Raw genomic sequence first — 24901 nt, forward strand, 5'->3', positions numbered from 1 at the left:
GGGTACTCGGAAGTACGTTTCACCGGCCGGCTGGGGGCTCGCAGCCGTGCCTCTGCGGTTTGAGCGCAAACGGAAGAGGGCAGATCGCTGAGCAGCACCTGGCGGCAGCGTTAGGACTTGCTGATCAGCTTTGGAAGTTCTTCCCGACGGCTGATTCCGAGCTTCGAAAACATGCGATAGAGATGGCCTTCCACCGTTCGTGTGGACACGGAGAGCTCGCTGGCGATTTCCCTGTTCGAAGCACCGCGTCGCACCAGTGCTGCGATGGCCGCCTCCCTGCGGGTCAGTTCCGGCAGCGCGCCTTCTGCCTTGGCCGGCACCGGCTTCGGGACTTCCGACAGCTGCTCTCTGGCGGCAATGATCTCACGGCGCAGCTTGGCGAGCCTCGCATCACGGGGCAGCTTTTGGGCACGTTCGAGGGCACTGTCCAAACAGGCCGCTGCCAGAAGGTTGAAGCCGGCGTCCTTGGCTTGGGCGGCAGCGGATGCCGCAGCTTCAAGATCTCCTTCGACAAGGGCCTTCGACACCCTGGCAAGAATCCGGCTGTCGGCCCCCTCATAGACAGGCGGAGTGTTCACAAGGCGGCGCAGTATGCCGGGAATTCCCAGATGCAGGCCCAGTTCCAGTGCGTGAACTTCGACGGCGACCATTCCGCTGGCTGCCGCCAGGTCTGCCAGTTCCACCAGTTCCGCGGTGTTTCCGTCCATGGCGGCCCGTGCAGCGACAACGTAGCAGCGGCCCAGCATCAAGGTATGGGCATGACCGGCGACACGGAGCCGTTCGAATTCAGCGCAGTAGAATTCTGCCTGTTCCCGCTCGCCGCAGGCCACAGCGGCGTATGCGCCCAACCCCAGAGCCAGCGGTAACTTCTGTTCCATGTCATGTTGGTGCAACGCTTCGATGCTCATGCTGATCTGCGGCAAAACTTGTTCAAAGCGGCCTTGGCGGCACATCACCGTTGCCTGGGCCAGACCCATTGTGCCGCCAAAGTAGTTCAACGCCCGTGGTTCCGTCACCGGGTATGAGGTGAGGACGTCCTCGAGCTGTCCCCACTTGCCGCCCAGGATCAGCAGTTCGAGGTGCCGGCGAGCTACCAGGCCAGCATGAACCGCCGTAGCAGGGCTGCCGCAACCCAGCATTTGCACGGCCTCGCTACTGGCTCGAATCCCTGCCTCGATTTTCCCCGAGAAACCCAAAGCCTCGCCCAGCAGGGCCAGCGCCAGCATTCTATGGACCGGTGCTATCTCATCGTTCTCGGGCACGGCAGTCAATTCGGCCAATGTATATGAGTAGAGGCCTTCGCAGTTGAAGGCGTAGCATTCCAGCAACTTCGTGCTTAGCCGAGCATCAGCCAACTGCTCGACGCTAGCGTCGCAGGACGGCTCCTCGGCGGTGCGTTCAATGACTGCTCGCAACTCGGAGACATATCTGGCTACGCCTGAGCCCGGCTTTCCGGCAGCAACGAGTAATTGTGCCGAAGTCCACGCCGCAGCTTCAGCCGCTTTCAGGCTCGTCGCAGCAGGTATGAGGCCGCTGAGGAGTTCCTCCGAAGCCTCGAGGTCATTTCGGAGCATCTTTGCGCGGGCAAGTTCAACTCTTGCCTCCACCATCAGCTCCGGATCCTTGATCATGGTGGCAGCCCGAATGGCAAAGACCGGATCGAACAGTTGGTTCGCCTCTGCTGCTGCGCGCAGCAGGCGGCTGCAGGATACGGGGCTGCCGCAGTCCAGCGCCCACTCAACCCGGCGTATTGTCCCCTCGGCGGGTTCATCCTCCGGCTTGAGAATCTGGGTCAATGCGTTCCGGAGGGCCATCCTGCGTCCAATTGGTATGGTTTCGCGGATGACTGCGCCGAGCAGCGGCTGCGTCAACCGCGTCGAGCCGGCCGGGCAGTCGTCATTAGTAATCAGTCCGTCATTTTCCAGCGCGTCCACGGCAGACGGACCGCCTAGGATCAGCAGAGCCGAAAGCGGCACCGGTTCACCCATGCCAACGGTTTCCAGCAGCATCCGCTCCGATACAGAACGGCTGGACAGCTGTGCCTGCACCAGATCACCAATCAAACGGCCGGGCTTGGGCGGTTCCCCCGAGAGCACCCAGAACCCCTTGCACTGCAGCAAGTGCCCAACGTCTCGGCTGCGGTCAATGGCCAGTTGCATGAGCATGGGATTGCCTCGAGTCGCGGCGAGGAAATAGCGACTCGCGGACGGCAGCAAATCGCCTCCCAGATGAAGGGCGCACAAATTGTGTGCCTCCGAAGCAGTCAACGGCGGAAGATCAACCCGACGGAGCAGTCCGTCTCTCATCAACGCGAGCAGGTCGTGCGGCAACCCTGAAATCGACCGCGTGAGCACCAGAAGCCGCACTTCTTTGGCTGCGGTCAACTGGGCAAGGATCAACGCGGAGCCGTCGTCGAGGTACTGCGCGTCATCGACCACCACCACCGGCCGGACCTCGGATTCTGCCTGCACAACCTTTAAAAACTCGCGGAAGCTGCGCAGGACCGCGAGGGCGGACAGGGTATCCCCAGAGGCCTCAAGGGATAAATGCGGTGCCATTGCACCAAACGGAAAAGCGGTAAGGACTGGCGATCCTAGAATCCAGAGGGACGATGTTCCATAAACTGGGCTCTTGAGGACCCGACGGACGAGCGCGGACTTCCCCATCCCGGCGTCGGCCACGATCACTGCGCCATCCACCACGTCTGAGCTTAGGCTCCCCGCGACAACCTTGCGGAGATCAGTACGGCCGACAAAAGAATCCTCCGCCCAGCCGGATCTCGTCATCTGGAGGACGCCTCGAGCACATCCGACAGCTCCGACCTGCCACTGACATGTAGCTTTGTGTAGATCTGGTATAGATGGCTCTCAATCGTGCGGACGGATACGACAAGTTCATCGGCGATCTGTCGGTTCGTCAGTCCGGCAACGGCGCGCAAGGCGATCTCCATTTCCTTAGCGGTGAGCGGGGTGTGGGAGGCTAGCGGCACGCCGACCGGTCCCAACAGCGCGCGATACTGCTGGGTGCGTGCCTTCGCCGCTGCGATCCTCGTCCCGTCGTTGGCAGCCTTGGCGAGCGAGAACGCAGCCAAGGCCGCCTCGAGGGCAAGAAGATCATGTCCAATCAGGTGGGCGTGCTCGGCGGCTATCAGGAGTTGTTCAGGATCTCCGCCGGCGAGCCCTTTGCCATAGTGCTCGCAGAGCCGGGCGAAAGCACCTTGGATCACAGAGGCCCTGGCGACTAGTTCTTCCGCGGCAGCGGAGTCCCCGAGGCGCACTGCACCGCTGATTGCAAACAGTTCAGCATTCAGCCCTCCTCGTGCACGGTGCTGGTCGGCCTGTTCGAGCAGCTTGGCCGCGGCCAATGCTTTGGATGAGAAGGAGGCAGACGCCATCGCCAGGAAGTAGTCCCTGTCGCACTCAAAAATCCAGGTAGCTCGGCTCTGGATGGTACGGCTTTCCTGAGCCTGCCGATAATACTGACGGCCCTCCTCCAAATCGCCGCACAAGCAACTAGCGTAGGCGGCCGCAGCCGAAGCGACTCCGAAGAGACCGTCTGGATCAAATTGCCGTAGTTGACTGATTTCTGGTCGGAGCTTCTTCAATCCCTGGTCCGCGCGGCCGCGATGGACGTCCATGATGCCTTCCGCAACGCCTGAAGCCGCACGTGGGATCCGCCTGTGAGCAGCCTCAAAAGCCTGATCGACGGCAGATACGGGGTCGCGGCGGTGCCACTCTCGGGCAATAAAGCGCACGAGGAACAGGTCCCGGGCGGCTGATTCCAACAGCCCGGCGGGCTGTCCCTCCCGCTGGAACCGCTCCAGCTGCGCCTGTGCGAGCTGCAACGCGTCGTCGTTTCTGCCGGCCGCTGCCATGGCCTCGGCAAGCAGGTAACCCGCACGAAGTGAATGGACCCCGCCGTTGTTCGGCAGTTCCTGCTGAACCTGCTTCAGTGCTGGAATGGCGGCCGCATGCCGGCCATCACGCGCTAATAATTCCGCAGCGGCCAGCTCGACCCGAAGGCGTAGCTCCCCGTTGACGGCGCCATCTTGGTCGTTTCTTATCCTGGCTCTGGCGGCAGCAATAGACCGGTGGGCCGTTTCTTGATCACCGCTGTCACCCGCTATTTCCGCCGCAACCAGATCCAGCTCCACATGTGAACTGAGGCCAAATTGCACCGTTTCCAACGACTCGAGCAACTCACGGGCGTGGCCGTGCTGGCCCAAGCCTGCCAGCGCGACCAGCTGCACCAAAACTACATCCGGATCCCCTCGTCGGTGCCCCAGCGAGCCTAGAATCCGTAGACAGGCCTTGAAACTCCCTAGCCGGTTCGCCAATCGGGCGCTCTCCAATGCAAGCCCCTCGTCCGCCTCCATCCGGCATCTCATCCGCCACAGGGTGTAAGCGAGACGGCCCCTTGGCGTCATGCCCGTCACGTCTATGACGCCCTCGAGGCGTTCAAGCAGCCTGCTAGCCCGCCCGAAGGGCACATTGTCCCGAATGACCTCGCCCAAGAATGGACTACCCATAATCAGAACCGGCCCGTCGGCCAGCCTGACCTCAACCAACCGATGGGACTCGAGCTGATCCACTTCGTCCCGTCCGGCCAGGCCGTTAGCCACCCACAACGGCAATTCCTCTGCCAGCGCGCACACGTCGAGCAGGTCCCGCTGTGCAGCTGTGAGATGTGCGAGACCGAGCTTAACGGCTTCGGCTATGCGCCCGCCATGTTCGATCAGTTCATCCCGGCAAACCCACACTCCATCGCGGCGCAACAGGTGGCCGGCATCGAGCTGCTCCACTGCCAGCGCTTGTAGGAGCCTTGGATTGCCATTTGAGGCTCTCCACAATTGCACGACTACAGTCTCGGATACAGGGCCGTTCAGGGCACCGGCGAGAACATCCCGGGATTCCTCCAGAGACATCCCTTCCAGATCAAGCCGTTCCAGGGCGCCGTCAGTCCACATGCGCATAAAGTCCGGAGCGCGGGTCAGATCACGGACGGCCACCACAGGAGTCACAATGTCCGCTGCGGCCAGCTGCGCGAGGGTCAGGGCGGAAAGGCTGTCCAGGGATTCCGCGTTGTCCACGAACATGATGACGGGCAGGCCCGCCGCCTCGGTCCGAATCGCGTCGGAGATGCCGCCGAGGATCCGCACCGGATGATCCAGCTCCACACGGAACCGGCTGAGGATAACGTTGAACGCCCCGTACGACGTCCCTTTGTGTGAAGCAGAACCGCGGAGATGTACGACATGCGACTGGCCACCAACACACCGCAGGACATGCTGAATCAGTGCGGTCTTGCCCACTCCGGCTTCACCGACTACAACGACGCCTCGGCGGTCAGGACCAGCCAGCAGCGAATTCATAGCCTTGATGTGTACTGCTCGGCCCAAAAACGGCCACGGCAAAACAAGCTGGGTCATTTCGGCCCCCCCAAGAACCGATAATGTCGGAACCGAACCCCCCAGTCCGGATCCAACATGTGTTAAAGACACAGCCGCAGGTCCCCCGCTTGATGAGCATCCTGCAGACTGATGCTTAGCGTACCTGCAAAACGCGATTCCCAACAGGGCGAAATTCTCAATCCGGCAGTCGTACATAGGCGACATGGAAATTGGTCCACAGCCACAGACTCTGCCCGCCATCCAACTCGCGGCGAAACCCCGACGGCTTGCACCCGATTGCCGTATCGCCCGGCTTCTCTTGGGGAAGCGGCCTTGCCTGTCGCGGGCATTGGAAGGGGCCGACGATGGGATGGGGGTGGCCCGGTCTCTTCAGGCCGCCCATCGTCGGCCCCGCTCAGGGAGCCGCAATGGCTGAAACGATTTTATCCACGTGCAATGCGGTGTGCCAATTGACGGTTTTGTGACGCTTGCCAGGGCGTGCAGCACCCTGGTTATCCAGCAAGGACCGACGGGGCCTGGGGGGAAGGTTCCGCCTGCGCGGTTCCTCTGGCATTAGCCAACCCCGCCGGTCCGCTGGAGGCGCCTGGATCCTTGGGCTCCAGGCGCACGGTATTGCGACACCGCCTTGAGGGCGCCAGCAACACTTTCTCAGCGTAAACAGGCACGGGCGGCCTGACACGAGTAGTCACCACTCGTTCTTGGGCCGAGGATGCGGTGCCCGTGACCCGCGGCTACCCGGGGTTCCGCGCCCGGGCGTGCTGTCCTCCGCCGTCGGACCATGGGGTGGGAGACCCGGTCTCCTGCCGCTCACCCCTGCTTGGCATTGGCGTGGTACTTCTGCTGCGCGGCCAGGAGCCCGTCGGCCAGGAGCAGTTCGACGGCGTCTGCTGCATCGTCCAGAAGGAAGGGCAGGTCTTTCTTTTCCGCCGTTGAAAAATCGCGCAGCACGTAGTCCGCCGTATCCATCCGCCCGGGCGGGCGGCCAACGCCTATGCGGACCCTGTAGTACTCCTTGGTCGCCAGCGCCTTGGACATGTCGCGGAGGCCGTTGTGCCCGCCTTCTCCCCCGCCGATCTTGAGTTTGATCGTGTTGAAGGGAATGTCGATCTCGTCGTGCAAGGCGACCACGTGGTCCGGTTCGATTGAAAAGAACCTGCACAGCGCCGCCGTCGGCCCTCCTGACAGATTCATGAACGTCAGTGGCTTGGCGAGCACGACCCTGGGCCCGCCGATTCCCAGACGCCCTTCCAAGACCTGGGCGTGCGCCTTGTGCGACTTGAACGAACCGCCGACCCGGCCGGCCAGCTCGTCGAGGGCCATCTGGCCGACGTTGTGTCGATTGCCGCTGTAGCCGGGGCCTGGGTTGCCCAAGCCGATTATCAGCCAGGTGTCGCTGCTCACGTGGACGGGTGCTCCTCGGACGGTAGATGCAAAGGATTCAAGATCATCCTAGGGATAGACCAAAACCCCCGGCGAATGCTCAAAAGCAGTCGCCGGGGGCTTTGGAGGCAGCGTTGTTACTCGGCCGGGGTTTCGGCTGCCGGCTCAGCGGCTTCGCCCTCTTCCTCGGCTTCAGGCTCGGCCACGGTCGGAGCGGAGACCGCGGCGATCACGGTGTCCTCGGGGATCAGCAGGCTGACGCCGGCAGGCAACTGGATGTCGGTGGCGTGGACGTGCTCGCCAATCGCACGGCCCTCAACGTTGATGGTCAGCGCCTCCGGCAGAGCGGTCGCATCCGCTTCGACCAGAACGGTGAACTCTTCCAGATCCAAGACAGCACCGGGTGCGACTTCGCCCTCAACATGGATGTTGACGTCGACGTGGACCTTCTCGCCCTTGCGGACGGTGAGCAGGTCGACGTGCTCAATGATCTGGGCGATCGGATCGCGCTGGATGTCCTTGGCCAGGGCCAGGTGCTCGCTCCCGTCAACGTCCAGGGTCAGCAGCGCGTTGGAGGTACGCAGCGCCAGCGTGGTGGCCTTCTGCGGGAGCAGCACGTGCAGCGGCTCTGCCCCATGGCCGTAAATGACGGCGGGGATCTGGGCGTTGCGGCGGGCGCGGCGGGCCGCGCCCTTGCCGAATTCGCTGCGGACTTCAGCTGCAAGCTTCTGCTCGGACATGATGTTCTCCTTATGCTGGGTGGTTTTGAGGCGGGTGCCTAGAGACCGACCTACCGCACCGATACCAGCGCAGAGAAACGAAGCTGCTAGCCACCGTCGATAACGGAGGGCCGATGTTGGCTCTCCCTCGCCTAGGCAATGCATGAAGTTTATCAGGGTCGGGCCGCAGGCCCGAATCATGCACCGGGATGATCTCGTGCTTGGACTGCCCTGCGCGGGCCAGTTGATCAGAGTCCGGAAATGGGCCACGTCCCCCACGGGTGGCAGCCGTGCTCTGAGCCTGTCAATACATTAGCCGCCGCTTACTCGAGGGCGCTGCTGTCTTCGGCCAGGCTGGTGGCGGCATGGGTGATCGCGTCGGTCATGATGGTGAGAGCCTCCAGATCGACGTTGTTAATGTCATCGCCTGACTTGTGGTAGTTCGGGTCGCGTGGCTGCCCTGGAGCGCCACCGAAAAGGATGCTCTCCCGGGCCGTTTTCCTCTCGTTGCTGCCGGTGAACAGGCCGCCCACTGCAACATCTTCCTCAACGAACGCGACTTGATCGGAATAGAAGTCCCAGTCCGTAGACACCCAGGGCTGGGCCCGGGAGTCGAAGTAGTCGGTGAAGAAGTTCATGATCTCCAGCGAACCGTCCGGCACGTCCCGCAGGGAGTCGTTATCGGTTTTACGTGGGTCGTAGACCGCGATGACATAGTTGGGTGAGGCGACCATGTCGACGTTGAGATAGGCGGCGATGTGGTCGAGTTCGCCGCTGTCGTCCTCTGCCAAGTCCTCGACATAGTGCTGGGAACCGAACGCCTCCGGAAACTCTTCCGCTCCCCACCACGCGAAGCGCACTTTGTTGCTGGGTTCATTCCGTTGGCTGAGTTCTTGCGCGGCCTCCAGCAGAGCCGCCGCGCCGGAAGCGTTGTCATTGATCGCAGGACTGTTCCGCACTCCGTCGAGGTGTGCGCCAAGCATGATCACGTTCTCGTCGCTGCCGCCAGCGGTCTCGGCAAGGATGTTGAAGGACTCATGGTTCTCGCCACGACTTTCGAAAGTGAAGTACTGGCGCCAGCTTTGATAACCGGCATCCTCGAGTTGCCGTTCTACGTACTGAGCCGCGGCCTCATATCCGGAGGTGCCGGTAGCTCGGTCACCGTGCTCGTCGGCAATTGCTTGAAACTCTTCCAGATGCTCGTACGCTGTTACAGCCCGCGCCTGCGGCCCGGAATTGTCCGTCCGCACCATGGCCAAGACAAGCGCCACCAGGAGAACAACCAGCCCGAGCGCCGCGATGACGACAATTGGCCTCCGAGGCCGGCTTCGGGGCCAGTGCCATTTCATGTCACCCTCATGTGTGCAACATCACGACAGCATTCTAGCGTCCGGGGCTGTCGGTCAGCGAATGTCCGATGGCAGGCATGCAGGGTGTTCCGCTGGTCCCTAATCAACGGGGAAACGTTCCGGATGCCGCGCTGGAGCCGGATGATCCGTCGTCCACGATCTCTCGAAAGTTTTTGGCAGCCGCAGCGACCGGTCTCTCCAAGGGGCCTTGTCCGAGCCACCGGCTCCAGACCACGCCGAACGCCACGGCAACCGACAGATGCACGAGGAACCACAGGAATGGTGCGTCGTAGTGCACCTCAGGGCTGAGCGCGAGCAGGTGGGCGGAGTAGAGCGTCAGGGTCATCGTGCCCATCGCGGCAAGGGGTGTCAGCAAGCGTTCGACCGCCCGCTCGGCCAGGAGGAACAGACCGGTCGCCAACAGACCGAGCCCCAGGCTGCTGGCGATCGCCAACGGCATGTTGGAGTGCGGAGTCGCGATGGCGAGCCACCAAGCGGAGGTGTCCGGGATGATCCCCGGCCCAAAGACGAGACCATAGTCCAGCTCTTCACCCGTCATCTCGCTGGTGGCCAGCAGCCGCTCGAAGCCTCCCATGCCGTACAGCAGGATGGCTGAGACCGCGTTGGAAAAGATCGCCAGGCCTGCACCGATACCGGCGATATAGCCTTGCACCTTGGGCTTTCGCAGGTCCAGTCGTCCGATCCCCAGGCCGGTCAGGATGTAGCACATGTACGGCAGCGCCGGATATGAGCCGGTCAGCAGTAGATCCGAGGTCACGCCGGCCGGTTCGAAGAAGAAATGCCCCACGGTGGGGTTGAACGTCGACGATGTTGGGAGCATTGGATCCAGCTTCTGCAGCAGGATCGGCGAGACAATGCCGAAGACGGCTGCACTGATGAACAATGTTCTGGGCCGCAGATGGAGAAAAGGAATGGCGAGCAGGAAGAACACCGAATAGTAGATCAAGATGCCGTAGGCAGGAGGGTCCTCCTGCTGCAAGAAGGGTGCGATCACCAGCGCTATGACTCCGATCAGGACGGCCCGCACGGCCAGTCCCAGACGGTCCCCCGCCATCTTCCGCCCCGTGTGCGGTCTGTACCCGCCGGAGGACAGGGCCAGGCCCACTCCGGCCAGGAGGGCGAACAGCGCAGCGGAGTCGCCGGCGAACAGGATCCACGCCAAGGTCGGCTCGCCGGTGTCCTCGTTCGCGTCCGGCAAGATGTGAATGGCGATCATCCCGATGAGGGCCAGGCCGCGGGCCGCATCAATGCCGATCAGCCGCCGCCGGTTCTGCATCGACTTAGCGTCTGCAGGACCGACGTCGCGTCCCTGCCTGTCCTGCATGGGGCTCATCTACGTCCTTCTTTGTCGGTTTTAGACGATCTCCCGTGCAGGGTTGCCGCCGTACCGCGCGCCTTCCGGCACTTGGCTACCCTTCATCAGGAAGGAGTCGGCCTCCAGCACCGAACCGTCGCCCATGGCGACGTCGTAGAGCACGTAGGCGCCGACGCCCAAGGTGACCCCCCGGCCGATGGTGATGGCGTCGAGCTTGAAGACGCCGTCCTCCATTGAGTGGCACTGGACGACGCTGGCGAGGTTGAGGGTCGTGTCGTCACCGATGGCCACCAACGTCTTCTCCGGGATGACGCAGCCGTCGTCAAAGACCCGCTTTCCCATCCGCACGCCATGCAGGCGCCAGAACAGGGGCTTGAACGGGGTGCCGTCGAAGAAATACAGCGGATACGAGATGAACTTCCAAAACCGTTCGTGCCGCCAGAATTTCACGTCATAGATGGAGCAAACGGTCGGGACCATCGCTTTAAATCCCTGGGCGGCACGCTCGAGCACGATGAAGAAGGCGATCATGAAGGCGCCGAAGCTGACCGTGCCCACATAGAGCCCGGGGCCCGGTACACCGGGGAACAGGATGATGGCGAGTGAGAACGCCAGCATGCCGGCGAGGACGAGAACCCACCGGCTGGCCAGATACAGTCCAATCGACAGCGCATTGTGCCGGTTCTTGGCCCGTATCCCGCGGACGATTTCCTCCCGGCGGTTTACCTTGAGGAACGCTGTGTCCCGATCGACCGACCGGGGAATCTCGAATGCCGGTGAACCGAGCAAGCCTACGTTTTGCCGGACCTCGCCATCGATGGGAACCATGACTTTGCTGCCGAAAAGAACGTTGTCGCCGGCACGAGCGCCGGCGGGATACGGGATGTCGTTGCCGAAGAAGTTCTTCGCACCGATCTTTACCTCGGAAACGCGGAAGGACGTACTTGAGTAGTTGGCGTTGCTGATCGACACCCCGTCGGAGATCATGGTTCCGGATCCTACGGTGGTCAGGTAAGGGTTGTCGTGGTCGAGTTCCGTCCCGAAGTTCGATCCTGTCTGCTCCAGGTTGGGCTGCTTGTAGCCAAGCAAACGGAGGTAGTGCACAGCCAGGGAGCTGTCCCCGCTGATATGCATGAACTGGAAGACGTTGGTCATCCGGAAGATCAGTCGGTGGGCCGCATAGCGCAAACCATACAGTGGATAGGCCTGCCCGGGTTTGATCAAGAGGTTGAGCAGCCGAGGAACCGTCAGCATTGCGGTCAGACCGACGAACATGCCACCGAACAGCAAGACGAAAGAAGCGGATACCAGGTCCAAGTAGAACCCAGGGTTCGCATGGTCCACATGGCCGGTTTCCACGTAGGCCGGCAGGAGCAGCGCGATGGCCAGCAGAAGCAGCGGGCCGAGCAGGACCGTGTTGTTGATCAGGACGAACGCGCTGTAGGTGAGCCGTCGCCACCGGCTGCTCCGCACCGGCTCAACCAACCGGTAGTTCACGTCCGTTGGTACCGCAGGGGATCCGTGCCAGCTTTCGCCGGCGGGTACGGACTGCAGTCGCTGCAGCGACGACGAGTGGCCGAGTTGCGCTCCGTCACCCATCGTAGAGCCGATGTCCAGCACGCACCTCTCGCTGATCAAGACGTCCTGGCCAAGCGTGACCCGGCCGGTCTGGATCCACCCGTTATGGGCCCGGTAACCCAGGTAGAACGTATCCCTATTGATCACCGTCCCGCTGCCGATCGTCAAGAGGTCGGTGCACACCGGAGTAATGGGGGTGAGGATGGTGACGTTGGCGCCGATCTTGGCCCCCAGCAACCGCAGATAGAACGGAAGGATTGGAGTGCCCACGAAGTAGGCCAGCGGGTTGAGTCTAACCAGCACACGGACAAACCAGAACCTGACGTATGCCAGGGACCAGATGCGAATGTTCTGCTCTTTCCACCGTCCGAGGATCAGCCATTTGAGCAGGATCGGCACGATGCTGAGAGCCAGAAAGAAGCTGACCCCGACGACGATCGAACGTCCCCAGATCTCCAGGACGTCGGCCCCTGCAATGACCCAGGTATAGCCGGCCACGATCGCCGTGATGAAGGCGTAGGAGTAGCCGATGGAGAGCGCTGCTTGCAGGACACCGCACAGCACCATGTCGAAAGTGGAAATCCGCCCTCGTTTTGGCCGGGCGGGCGCTTCCTGTTCCGCCCAGACTTCGGCGGCGGTCGGAGCAGTGATCGCCGCAGCGAGCGCTCGGATCGTCGGATGCTCGTAAATGACCTGCAGACCGACCGGCGGCAGGTCGGTGTGTGTGCGCAGCGCAGCGGAGAAGCGCGCAACCAGCAGTGAGTTGGCCCCGAGGTTGTCGAACATGTGAGCCTCGACGGAGACGCGTCCCAATCCCAGCACGTCAGCGAGCTGCTCCGCCAGAGCCGCCTCGGCGTCCGACGCCGGCTCGCAGTACTCGGCGTCGACCGAAGCGCCCACCCGGTTGCTGGGCGTCGGCAGGTTCTTCCGGTCGGCCTTGTCGCTGGGCAGCATCGGCATGGTCTCCAGCTGCTCGTAGAAGGCCGGGACCATGTAGCTCGGCAGTCGGTCGCGGAGCTCCTCCCTGATCATCTCGGGCGCGAGATCGGAGACACCTTTGCGCAACGTATAGAACGCGGCGAGCTCGGTCATCCCCGGTGCTGAATCATGCGTCTCGACCACTGCCTGAGCAATCCCGGGGACTTGCAGGAGCACCGATTCGATCTCGGACAGCTCGATCCGGTATCCCCGGATCTTGACCTGGGTGTCGATCCGGCCGTGGTACTCGATCAACCCGTCGTCGGTGATGCGGCCAAGATCGCCGCTGCGATAGATTCGTCCGGAGGGATTGTTCGGAATGCCCATGAAGTCGGGGATGAAGACTGAATCTGTCTTCTCGGGATGGTTCACGTAACCGACCGCTAGCCCGATCCCGGCGATGCCGATCTCACCCATTTCGCCCCGTGGCAGTGCCCGTGGCTCCTCTGGATCCAGGATCATGATCGTGTAGGTCGGCAGTGGCTGGCCGAGGGTGATCGGCTTGTCGGGGTGCATAATGTCCCACGTGGCGGTCACGGTCGCTTCGGTAGGCCCGTAGACATTGAGGAACCTCCGGCCCGGCCGGTGCCAGCGCTCGGCCAGGTCGCGCGGGCAGGCCTCACCGGAGACCAGCAGAAAACGCAGGCCAGGGAGCTCATGCTCCAGTGTGGCCAGCAGGGTGGGTACACAACACATCGCGGTAACACGGTTGTCGATGACGAACCGTTCCAAGTCTGCCCCGAGCAGGCTCTTCGAACTCGGCTTGGGCACCAGAGTCGCACCGACCATCCACGGCACCCACATCTCCTCGACGGAGAAGTCGAAGGCGATTGTCAGCCCCTGATAGACGCGGTCGTCGCTCTGATATCCGTAGACCTCGGCAGCGACCCGGACGAAGTTGCAGATGCTGGTGTGTTCGATGGCCACCCCCTTGGGACGGCCGGTGGACCCGGAGGTATAGATGATGTAGGCCAAGTTCTCGACTGGGTCAGGCTTCTCGCTGTCGGTGAGCCGGGAGCCGGGCAGACCCGCAATGTCCGCGGCGAACGCGTCCAAAGTCAGGGCGCGGGCGCAGCCTTCCGGCAACAGGCTGGCCAGGTGGCTCAAGGTCAGCACGCAGCTGGCCCCGGAGTCCTCCATGATGTAGCCCATCCGGTCCGGCGGGAATCCGGCGTCCAACGGCACATACGCCGCCTGGATCTTAAGCACCGCCAGCATCGAGACGTAGGACCACAGCGCATCGTCGAAGAGCAGCGCAATACGGTCGCCGGCCCGTGCTCCGTCGGCGAGAAGGTGCCGGGCCAGCTGATTGGCCCGCGCGTCAAGCTGATCGTAGGTCAACGTCGAGTCCCCGGAGTCGACAGCCAACTGGCTTGCTCGGCCTTCGCGGCGCAGCGAGTCGCATCGGCTCTCGAAGAGCGCTTCCAGACGCTCACCCGGCGACCACCGCACACTCTGGCGGTGCGGGGACTGCAACAGCAACGGGTCCAAAATATCTGCCGTCGCCTCATGAACCGCGTCAGCCGCGGGTACCGAATCGTTTGAGCGCACCTCGTACGGCGCCGCGCCGTGCGCCGTCTCGCTCAGTTCGAGTCCCCGTCCGGCAGGTTCGGCATGCCCGTCGGCCCGGCCGGTAAATACGAGGCCTTCAGAATCGGCGCGGACGAGGTCTCCGGTGCGGTAAGCCCGAGGCCAGCCCAGGGTGTCCACGGGAGCATATTTCTCGGCATCTTCGCCGGGATCGAGGCACCGGCCCAAGCCGACCCCGCCGATGACCAGTTCTCCTTCTTCGCCCCATGCGACAGGCGTGTCGTCCTTGTCCACCACGGCCAGTTGCCAGCCGGGCAACGGGCGTTCGATGCGTACAGGAGTCGACCCGTCGGCCTGGGCGCAGGCGACGACGGTGGTTCCGGTGGGCCCGTAGGTGTTCCAGACTTCCCTGCCGGGGGCGGCCAGTCGTGCCGCAAGATCCGCGGGGCACGCCTCGCGGCCAAAGATCAGCAACCGAACGTTTTGCAGCGTTTCCGCCTGCCAAAGTGCAGCCAGGGCCGGCACCGTGGGGACCACGGTGATACCCCGTGCCGCCATCCACGGAACCAGCTCCTCGCCGGAGCGGATCACATCGCGTGGGGCCGGCACCAGGCAGGCGCCGTTTCGCCAGGCCAGCCACATCTCTTCGCAAGTGTCGGCATTGAGGGGAAGACCGGCCAGCACACGGTCGCCGGGCCCGAGCGGCTCCTCGGTGCAGAAGACGGACGCTTCAGCGTCCACAAAGGCGGCCACCGACCGGTGGGAAAAAGCAATCCCCTGGGGCTTGCCAGTCGAGCCGGAAGTGAAGATGATCCACGCATCGTCGTCGGCGGTGGGCGGGCGGGCTTCCCCATGGGAGGGCGCTTCGATCACGGGACGGACCCGCAGCCCGGATTCGACTACCGCACATACTTCTGCCTCTTCCCAGACCATCGTGGCCCGGTCCCCTAGCTCGTCAGGATCGACAGGGACGTATGCCGCGCCGCGGACGAGCACGGCCAGCACGGCGATATAGAGGTCGATCGTATCTGGGGCCATCAGGATGCCGACCCGGTCTCCGGCACCGATCCCGCGTTCGCGCAGGTTCAGGGCCAGGGACTCGATCCGCCCCAGCAACGCCAGGTAACTCAACGAGGTGGTGCCGTCATCCAGCGCTACCGCGTCCGGGTACTCGTCCACGGTGCGAAAAAGGATGTCCAACAAAGTGCGAGGGATTGGCGCAGGGCCCCCCGAGGACACTGCGGTCGAGGGAGCAACCGTGCTGCCGGCCCGTCCGTTGACTCCTGCCGGGGCCTGGTCGGTTCGGGCGGCCTGCGTGGCGAATGTTTCCGGAGCCGTCTCGTGGGCACCGGCCCGCCGCTTCCGCACCGGCAACTGTCCGACGACCATGGTGGTGTCCTCTGATCCAGAGTATGAGTTCTCGGCTGGAGCCATTGGTACCTCCCGTATCGGCGGTGCTTTTTGGGTAGATGGGGTTGCTGCGGTTAGTCCCTGCTCAGGTGGCGCAGAAAGCCCATGTCCTGTGCCGGGTCCTTGTGCCGGCCCGGCAGGGTGTCTGCGCCTGCGCCTTCCCTTTCAGCCCGACGTCAGAGAGAAGATCCTGGCCGTGTAGAGGCGACAGCCTGAACGACGAACGGAGGAAGTGTGTCTTGCGTACGGTCCCCCACGGCTTCCTTGTCCAACGGCGCGGCGTCTTTTTCCAAAGGCGTCAGGCCAAAGGCGATCTGGAGCGCGCGGACAGCATCGGCAAGCTCATCGGTGCGTGCCACAGCAGCGATGCACAGCTCCGAAATTGAGATCATTTCCGGACTGATTCCGACGTCCGAGAGCGCTTTGAAGAAAGTGCTCAAGGTAGCGGGCGAAGAGCGCATCCCGAGTCCAGTGAGCAAGACCTTGCCCACTTCGTCATTGTGATAGATCGCTTCAAAACCGATGCAGCTCTGGGCTGCGTCCAAGACCGAAATGGCTGCCGGCGCCTCCGCGGATGGAAGGGTGAAGGTGATATCGGCGATTTCGGCGCCCGCATCCCGCGGATTTTGGGCGATCATCTCGATGTGCAGCCCCGATGCGGCGAGTTCCTGAAGGAGCCGCGCTGCGGTCCTCGAGCAGGTTGGGATGCCAGCGACGGTGACTTGTGCTGCAGAGTTGACGCTTGCCACGCCCGAAACCAGAGTCTGTTCGCCTGCGTGCGCATTCGAATGGGGCTGGTCGAGACTGGGCAGAATCATGGTGCCCCGCTTTTGCACGAACGAGGACCGGACATGAATGGGGACACCGAAACGACGAGCGTATTCAATGCATCGGAGGTGGAGAACCTTTGCTCCCGCGGCCGCGAACTCAAGCATTTCCTCGCTGGCGAGCACGTCAATCTTGCGGGCATTGGGTACTATCCGCGGATCCGCCGTATGGATACCGTCCACATCCGTATAGATCTCACAGACGCTTGCACCCAGTGCTGCGGCGAGCGCGACGGCGGTCAGGTCCGAACCTCCCCTTCCCAGAGTGGTGACCGTTTTCCCTTTGCGACTTTTACCCTGGAACCCTGCCACGACGGCGATCTGACCGTTCTTCAGACAGGTGCGGATTCTGCGCGGATCGACATCGATAATGCGCGCTTTGCCATGGCAGTCGTCGGTGATGAGGCCCGCCTCGCTGCCGGTGAATGTCCGAACATCGGCCCCCATATCGGCCAACGCGATCGCCAGCAAGGCCGCCGAAACGAGTTCGCCGGTCGTCAACAGGGTGTCGAGTTCGCGGGCAGGTGGATGCGGCGAGACACTGGCCGCGAGATCCAACAACTCGTCGGTGGTGTCGCCCATGGCGGAAACCACCGCTACTACTTGATATCCAGAGGCCTGTGTCTCAGCCACCCGCTGAGCAGCGCGTCGAATGCCTGCGGCATTCGCCACCGACGAGCCACCGTACTTCTGCACTATGACGTTCGTCGATCGTCCCGCCGTGCCCATCGTTACCGGCAGTCCGCCCGGCAGCGCCCCGCCGCTCGTCGAGGCGCTGCGCGGGAGGGCGAATGAGTCCTTCGCCATCCGGACAGCAGCCCCATCCATGCGCTTGAAGTTTTTCACCCTGGTCCCCCGATCTTCGTGGACTGCGCTGCACCTCGGTGCGGTGCCCTGCCCGCCACAACTCCGGCCTGCCCTGCGGCGCGCGGCCGGAGCGCTTTCCACCTATCTGCCAATGTGCTCGGCCGGCTCACTGACTGCCTGCTGCAGAACGGAAGTGGATGCTCGTGCCCCCGGAACTTCCCCGCCGCGGTTGCTTGATACTTCGTCGCGCCGCTCACCGGTAACCGACCGGACCGCCTCTGCAAGAAGGTCAAGCCCGCGGGTCATGTTTTCCGCGCTGATGGTCAGCGCCGGCATGGTTTTGACCACTTCTCCCTCCGGACCGGAGGTTTCTACGAGCAAGCCTCGGGCGAAGGATTCGGCGGCAACCTTTCGTGCCATTGTCCGGTCCGGAAGATACAGGCCGGCCAAGAGCCCGCGGCCGCGGACACGGGCGCCTTCGATTCCGGCCGCCATCGTTGCAAGAGCTGCGTGCAACTGTGCGGCCCGAGCAGCGATGTCTTGTTCGAATCCGCGGCCGTTCCAGAAGTGCTCCAGCGCAGCGGTCCCGGTGACGAAGGCCGGGTTATGGCCGCGGAAGGTGCCGTTGTGCTCGCCAGGCTTCCAGATGTCTAGTTCGGGCTTTGACAGCATGAGGGCAAGCGGCAGTCCGAAGCCGGACAGCGATTTGGACAGGCAGACAATGTCGGGGCGGATGCCTGCTTCCTCAAAACTGAAGAACGTGCCGGTGCGCCCGCACCCGGCCTGAACATCGTCAACAATAAGAAGCACACCGTGCTGGTGGCAGAGATCGGCGAGCCGCCGCAACCACCTTCCACCGGCAGCTCTCAGCCCTCCCTCGCCCTGGACAGTCTCCACGATGACTGCGGCGGGTTTATCCATTCCGGACCCGCTGTCCTCCAACGCATGCTGCAGCCACAGAAAATCTTCCGTCGGCTGGTCAAAATAACCATCGTAAGGAATGCTGGAGGCGTTATTGAGCGGAACTCCTGCGCCTTGGCGCTTCATAGAATTGCCCGTCACCGCCAGGGCGCCGAGCGTCATCCCGTGAAATGCATTGGTGAAGCTCAGCACCTGGTGCCGGCCAGTAACCTTGCGCGACAGCTTTAGCGCCGCTTCGACGGTGTTCGTTCCGGTGGGGCCCGTGAACATGACCTTGTAGTCCAGCCCGCGCGGCGCCAGGATAAGTTCCAGGAACGTCTCTAAGAATCGCCGCTTTGCCGTCGTCTTCATATCTAGTGAATGAACGATCGAGCCGGAGCGCAAATACGCAATCAGCGGCTCCAGCAGAAGCGGATTATTGTGCCCGTAATTAAGTGCGCCTGCGCCGGAAAAGAAGTCCAGATATTCCCTGCCGTCCTCGCTATACAACTTGTCCCCGGCGGCGTAGTCGAAAACGGTATCCCACGTCCGGCAGTAACTGCGGACCTCCGACTCCAGGGATGCAAAAATGTCCATCATTTGTCTGCCTTAGCTGTCGCGGACTGCCCCCGGGGTATCTCCTCGGAGCGAGGGGAGCATGGGACTGCCGGGTGACCGGCCCGGACGACGCCGGGGTCCCCTCCTGCTGCCTCGGACGGTGCGGGGCCGTCGTATGAGTGTCCATGCGGGTGGCGGACCCTCGAGACCTTGACGAATTCTTCGATCATGACCATTCCCCAATGCGTTTAACCGGGTCCCCAATCCGTTCCACCAGACGGATTCTGCGCTCGACCAGCGTGCGCTGCGCTACTGCCGTGACACTGTGAAGCGCGTTGCTGCCCGTGGCTCAGGTGAGGCCCGTATCCCCAATGCGGTGCCGGGATGGATGCACAGCCCGCCGACGCATGTCTGCGAACTGTCCCGAAACCGATGTCGTCGAAAGCCCATGCCCCCTTGTGTTTTCCGGTGCTTTCGACACTTTCAGCCTAGGAAGCGGCTACCTTGTATGCCCCAGTAGCCGACACTCGACTTGGACCGCCAAATCGGCTGATTCCCGCCCGGCCGGCCCGACTGCCTACGTACTGCTTGCCAAGCGGTACTTGGATCCGCGCGTTCAGATACTTACTGATGGCCTCACTGATCCAGTGCTTCGGCATACTGAATCAGCTGTTTGCGGTTCTCAACCCCGAGTTTTAGATATATCCGGTAAAGGTGTCCCTCGGCCGTCCGGGGAGAGAGCGTCAAGGACTCCGCGATCTGCTTGTTGGTGGCACCCTGACGCACCAGGAAGACAATTTGTTGCTCCCGCGCGGTCAAGGCCGGTCCACCCCCACGGGCACGCTCGATCGCAGGAGTCGCAACACCCTCGAGTTGACGCAGCGCCACCCGCAATTGGTGCAGTGCACCGTTGTGCTGGCGCTGAAGCCCCTGCCGCTCGTAGATGCCCGATGCCCATGCCAGTGCCGTGGCCGCGAGTAGGTCTTTGCCTGCCCGCGTCGCCATCTCGGCTGCTGCCATCAGGTCCCCCGGATCCGATGACGCCCGGCCGGACGCGACAGCCGCCAAAGCCTGGGTTTCGGGTCCATCCAACGGGGCGCAGAGTTCCGCGAGACGGTCCGCCCCGGCACCGTCCCCGAGCAGCAACTGCTGCTCCAGGATCTCTTTCTCCGCGCTGACCCATCCTGCGGCCCTGGCTGTCCCCGCGCGGGCCTCAAGTTCTGCCTGCAGAAGGACCGGAATCGGACGTGGCTTCCCCGGCGGACCCTCGCGGCACGTTGCAGCAACCGCAGCGAAAGCAGAGGCTACAAGCAGGCGCGGGCGCCTCCCGGTGACCGCTTCGTCCTGCAAGCCCGTGCGGAAGTCTGTGGCTTGCTCGCCGTTGCACAACATCGCCGCAGCAGCTGCCGCAGCTCCGACCGCGGACGGAAGCAGCATCCCTTGATCCTCATGCCGCAGCGGCCCCAAACCCTCCGCCAACGCATGGACCGCAGTCTTCATTCGGCCCCGTCGAAAGAGAAGCAGTCCTCGTAGAGCGGGTTCGGTACCTGAAAACCAACGGTGCCGGCACGGAGCGCTCCTGCCGTAATCATCCAGGGCGCGTTCGGCTTCCTGGTAGCGGCCGGAGATCAACAAGGACTCCACATGGCGGGAGAAGACGAAAGGATAGAGGGCCCGCAGCGAGGGAGTCGCTTGGACCAACTGTAGGGCCTCTGTCCCGGCTTCCGCCGCTTGCCGGAAGTGGCCGGTTTCCGCGAAGCACAGCGCCTTGACGGTACCGGTAAGCAGCCGGGCAACAGCATCCTCAGCTCCACCGGCAGGGGCCGCCAGCTGATCAAGGGCTGCTCCGAAGTCTCCTTCCAACGTGTGGGCATAAGCCCTCAGCAACCAAGCGCCGGTTGCTGCATCCAGGCAAGCTGCCGTGGCGACCGGGGCGTCGCCCGGGGCCGTCGGGGGTTGCGCTCCCGCTGCTTCCATCCAACCGGCCGAGATCCTTTCCAGCTGAACCCGGTAGTCGGCTTCCGGCTCAACCAGGGACGCCCGGAGGAGCGCGGCGGCCGCGATAGTTCGATGGTCCGCGGTGTCCTTGACCAGGTCCAATGCCGTTTTGGCATCCGTACTGTCGCCCAGCCCCCAATGGGCGCGCGCCAGTTCCACATGGGCCGCGGCAGAGTGGCCGGTTGTGGCCGCGGCATCGGCAAGCCGCAAGGCCAGCGGATGGTCACACTCGTCATTGGCATGTCGTGCGGCGCGCAACGATTCTTCAGGTGATGGCGGCCGGCCGGCGTCGATCTGCCAGCGCGCCAGCTCCACACTGGTTCTTTCCGGCGATGGTTCCAGACGGTTCAAGACGTCCAGGAACTGGTCCAGCAGTTCCGCGCTGCGTCCTGCGGGAACCATGGACCGGATAACATCGGCGTACGCCGGGAACCGGAGCCGCACGGTAAGGTCCCCGGTATGCATGTCGGCCAACAGCCCCACCTCCTCCAACGATCGGACCACCGCGCTGTCGAAGAGGGAACCGGCCGCTGCCGCCGGCACCGGGCCAGCCAGTGCGGCGATGTCCAATACACGCCGCTGTGATGCATCCAGCCCATTGACGAGTCCCTTGAACAGATCAGTGGTGACTGGATCGAGTCCAGTGGGTTCCCGGATCATCCGCCACAATCCGTGGTGCTGCACCACAGCGCCTGTTGCAGCAGCGTGTGCGGCCAGCGCCTTTAGCAGGTGCGGATTTCCCACGGACTTGTGCTGCAGCAACTGCACAGTCCCGCCGGCTATCCTCCCTCCGAGCATCTGCTCAAGGCTGTGGCGGACTTCCGCCGTCGTCAGCGGCGGTACTTCGAAGGCTTCCAGGATCCCGTCCTGGCACAATCCAAGGAGTTCACGCGGCTGCGAGCTCCAGCTTCGACAGAGCGCCAGGATCTTGAGCGAACGCGCCATGACCAGTTGCGCCAGCAGATAACTGCTCGCGTCGTCCAGGTCATGGACATCGTCGACAATCAGCAGCAGGGGACGTGCCTCGCCGTCGGAGCCCTCGGCAAGGGAGGAGCGCACTGTGCGCAGGACTGCCAGCGGAGAGTCCAATTCCGCCGCGGTCACGCCCCTTAGATAAGGAAAGAGCGCCCCGTAGGACACGTTTGCCAGCGTTTGTTCGGCCCGTGCCCGCTGCACCCGCACCGTGTCTCCAAGGCTCCGGACTACCTCATCCGCGACGGTGGACTTCCCTATCCCGGTGTCCCCGTAAAGCACCGCGCCGCCAGTAGCATGGCCGGCCAGACATCCTGCTACGGCATCGATGAGGTTCCGGCGCCCGCCCCCGGAGCCGGGGACGTTCATGCCGTTGTGCCCGGAGATTCCGGAGCCAGCATCTCGGCCAACTCTTGACGGCTGCGGATGAGCAGCTTGGCAAACACCTGGTACAAGTGGCCTTCCACCGTTCTGGTCGAGACACCCAGTTCCTGGGCAACAGCGTGATTGCTGCGGCCCTCAGCAACAAACCGGGCTACATCCTGTTCACGCGCCGTGAGGCGCCCGCGCCATGCGGCCTCGTAGCCTGGTGCCGCCCCGTCCGTCAAGAAGGTACGAATGTTGCGCCTGACTCTGCGGAGGACATCGGCCCGCCCAGATCTGGCTGCGGCCGCCTCAGCCTGGCCGGCCGCGTCGCGGGCGAAGGCCAGGTGACCGGCGCGTTGCGCTTGCTCGGCCGCTTGGAGAAGCAGGCTGGCATTTCCGGCGGCAAGCCCCTTCGCATACGTTTCACAGACAGCGGCGAAAGGTCCCTGGCACCGGGTGGCAAGTTCCAGCATCCGCTGGTCCTCGTCAACCCCCGAAAGACGCGCCATGGCCGCCAACGCCATCAGCTCAATTGTGCCGACCGCCGCTGACCGGTCCGCAGCCGCCTGCTGCCGAAGCAGTCGCAGCGCACCATCGACGTCGCCGCCGGCCGCCCGTGCCAAGGCGCGAAAATGCCGTTCCAAGCGGCTGATGAGCCAAGGGCTTGGACCGCTGCCGGGGGGCTCTGCTCCCGCCTCACCGCCGACTTCATGGAGCACGGCCCGGCAGTAAGCCGAGGCCGCTTCGGCGAGCGGTGCCAATCCGTCCGGGTCCGCTTCCGAGACTTGGGCGCGGGCGGAACGCAGCAGGCCCGCTGCGCGGTGCAGATCACCGGTCAAGGCCAGCACGATGCCGTCAACCAGTTCCTCCCAGGTACCGCTGGCATCACCATGGCGGCCGCACTGGCGGACACTTCCACCAGAGCCCAGCCACGAGCCGGACAGCAAGTAAGCCGCGGCCCGGTGCTGTTGGATCTCCAGGCGGAATTCCTCAGACACCGTTGCAAGGTCCGGCCGGAGTTCGTCGGCGAACGCGAGTGCGTCATCACCGCGCCCGGTGATGGCCAAGGATTCGCAGAGCAGGGCCCGGCTGAGCAGCCTCTGCCAGGTCGGGACAAAGGGATCCTCCGCACAGCGCCGAAGCAGCCCTATCGACCGATCGTACTCACCGTGGAAGACCATGGACCGGGCCGCGTCCAGCGGCGGCACCAAGCCGTGCTGGACCGGTCCTGGCTGGCTGCGGGCGCCCGTCCTCCGGTTCACCGCTAGTGGCCGGGATCGATAATGGCCGTCGGGCGACGTTGCGCGCACGGCCTCGGCCACGAGCCGGTCGGCGATGTCGGCCACTGGGAACGGACGGTAGCCGATGCCAACGATTCCGCGGTGCTGAAGCTGGTCCAGGGCCTCGCCGCGTCCGGCTGCTTGCAGATCGGACAATGAAAGACCGCCGGATGCCGCCAGCTGGCGGGCGAGATCCAGTACGTCATCGTTTAAGCCGCTCAGGGTCGCACACACCGTGCTTACCGTGAGCGGTCCCAACCGGACTGGATTCCCGGTATGAACCCAAACACCGTACCGTTCCCGGAGAGCACCTGACGAAACATAGTCCCTGACCAGCAACGGAACGAACCTCGGGTTCCCGCCGGAATGCGCCTGCAGCACCCGCGCGGCTTCGCGTGAAAGCCGTCCGTCCAGCCCGGCCGCAGCCAACTCGCCAACTTCCGCCTGATCCAGCGGAGGCAGGTCGATGCGCTGCAGGCGCGGGTCGTGGCCCAGGCGCAGGAACGCCGGTGGAACCGCCGAAAAGTCCCGGGCGAGGATGATGACCCGTGCGTCTCCCCGCTGGACCAGTTGGCTGAGCAGTGTGGCGGAGTCGCCGTCGAAATGCTCCGCATTATCGATGAACAGGACGACGTCTCTCCTGCCGGCCGCCTGGCTGAGCTGTTGTGACAGTCCATCGAGAACCAGCATGGGGTGCGCCAGCTGCGAGTCATCCAACTCGGCCAGCAAGTAGGTCAGCGCGCCGTAGGAGCGGCTGCGCGCGTACGCGGTGCCCCGCAGCTGGACGACCAGAACACTCGCCCCAAGCTGTCCAGCCACATGCCGTGCCAGCAGGGTCTTCCCGTATCCGGAAGGCGCGACTACGACTGCGCCCGCGGATTCACTGTCCGTCAGCGCTTCAAGAATCGCTCCTGTGGCTTCCACCCGGCCGATCAGAACGCTGTCCGGGCCGGGCACAAGCGCATGACTGAATAAAGTTCCAGCCTTCATGGCGAGACCGTCTTTCTTTCCCCTGCCCCCAACGCCCAACCCCCATCGGACGTGAAATTAACCATAGCCAGCAAGCCGGGCCTTGTATACGAGTAGCAGGTGGGCCGGGAACGGCAGCGGCAGACGATCCACGGTGGCGAAGGCACAATCCCGGTCTCGGAGGACTGCTCCAACCTCGGGACCACTCTCGGCCTGCGCTTCAGCGGTGAGGGGGAATTCCGCTGGCGCTCGGCCGATTCTGCCATGGCCGCTCCCGGCCCACATCCCTAATGTAGGAGCCTGGAACCACGCGGGCACGGGGGGACGCTACGCGTCTTGACGTTGCGCTACCTAGACGCCGGCTGCGGGCTACCCGCTTGGAACAGCTCACAGCCAGCGGGCCCCCTTGCCACTCCAGCCGCAGGGCTGCGGGTCAAAGCTCTTGCTCCGGGCGTCGCTCCGGGCGGCATTCCACCGCCGGACACGGAAAACGGAGCCGGCGACGGGGTGGCCCGTTTCTTCGGGCTCCCCCGT

The 24901-nt window shown here is 63.6% G+C and carries 11 protein-coding genes; all 11 read right to left on the reverse strand.

The features are described 5' to 3' along the window. Positions 1 to 110: 110 nt before the first annotated feature. Entirely contained in the window at positions 111 to 2558 is a 2448-nt protein-coding gene (locus AC5RUK_RS13100; protein ID WP_494152418.1) for a LuxR C-terminal-related transcriptional regulator, read from the reverse strand. Positions 2559 to 2782: 224 nt separating this feature from the next. After that, positions 2783 to 5650 (reverse strand): LuxR C-terminal-related transcriptional regulator, encoded by a 2868-nt coding sequence (locus AC5RUK_RS13105; protein ID WP_494152419.1) that lies wholly within the window; start codon positions 5648 to 5650, stop codon positions 2783 to 2785. Positions 5651 to 6217: 567 nt separating this feature from the next. Next, positions 6218 to 6811 (reverse strand): aminoacyl-tRNA hydrolase, encoded by a 594-nt coding sequence (gene pth / locus AC5RUK_RS13110; RefSeq protein WP_493987976.1) that lies wholly within the window; start codon positions 6809 to 6811, stop codon positions 6218 to 6220. Between the two features lie 116 nt (positions 6812 to 6927). Beyond that, a complete protein-coding gene (locus tag AC5RUK_RS13115; protein ID WP_494108049.1) occupies positions 6928 to 7530 on the reverse strand; it encodes a 50S ribosomal protein L25/general stress protein Ctc in 603 nt (200 codons plus the stop codon). A gap of 302 nt (positions 7531 to 7832) precedes the next feature. Next, a complete protein-coding gene (locus AC5RUK_RS13120; RefSeq protein ID WP_494152420.1) occupies positions 7833 to 8858 on the reverse strand; it encodes a M28 family peptidase in 1026 nt (341 codons plus the stop codon). Between the two features lie 103 nt (positions 8859 to 8961). Beyond that, positions 8962 to 10212: a heparan-alpha-glucosaminide N-acetyltransferase domain-containing protein gene (locus AC5RUK_RS13125; RefSeq protein WP_494108051.1), complete on the reverse strand. Its 1251-nt coding sequence runs from the start codon at positions 10210 to 10212 to the stop codon at positions 8962 to 8964. Between the two features lie 21 nt (positions 10213 to 10233). After that, positions 10234 to 15714 (reverse strand): Pls/PosA family non-ribosomal peptide synthetase, encoded by a 5481-nt coding sequence (locus tag AC5RUK_RS13130; protein ID WP_494152421.1) that lies wholly within the window; start codon positions 15712 to 15714, stop codon positions 10234 to 10236. A 152-nt stretch (positions 15715 to 15866) separates the two neighbouring features. Then, a complete protein-coding gene (locus AC5RUK_RS13135; protein WP_494152445.1) occupies positions 15867 to 17246 on the reverse strand; it encodes an aspartate kinase in 1380 nt (459 codons plus the stop codon). Positions 17247 to 17465: 219 nt separating this feature from the next. After that, the gene (gene ectB / locus AC5RUK_RS13140; protein ID WP_494152446.1) at positions 17466 to 18821 is read right to left on the reverse strand and encodes a diaminobutyrate--2-oxoglutarate transaminase; all 1356 of its coding nucleotides are present in this window, start codon (positions 18819 to 18821) and stop codon (positions 17466 to 17468) included. A gap of 597 nt (positions 18822 to 19418) precedes the next feature. Next, a complete protein-coding gene (locus AC5RUK_RS13145; RefSeq protein ID WP_494152422.1) occupies positions 19419 to 22121 on the reverse strand; it encodes a helix-turn-helix transcriptional regulator in 2703 nt (900 codons plus the stop codon). Then, positions 22118 to 24322: a helix-turn-helix transcriptional regulator gene (locus AC5RUK_RS13150; protein WP_494152423.1), complete on the reverse strand. Its 2205-nt coding sequence runs from the start codon at positions 24320 to 24322 to the stop codon at positions 22118 to 22120. Before AC5RUK_RS13150 ends, AC5RUK_RS13145 begins: the two co-directional genes overlap by 4 nt. Between the last annotated feature and the right edge of the window lie 579 nt (positions 24323 to 24901).

Source organism: Arthrobacter sp. Y3223065, assembly GCF_059090885.1.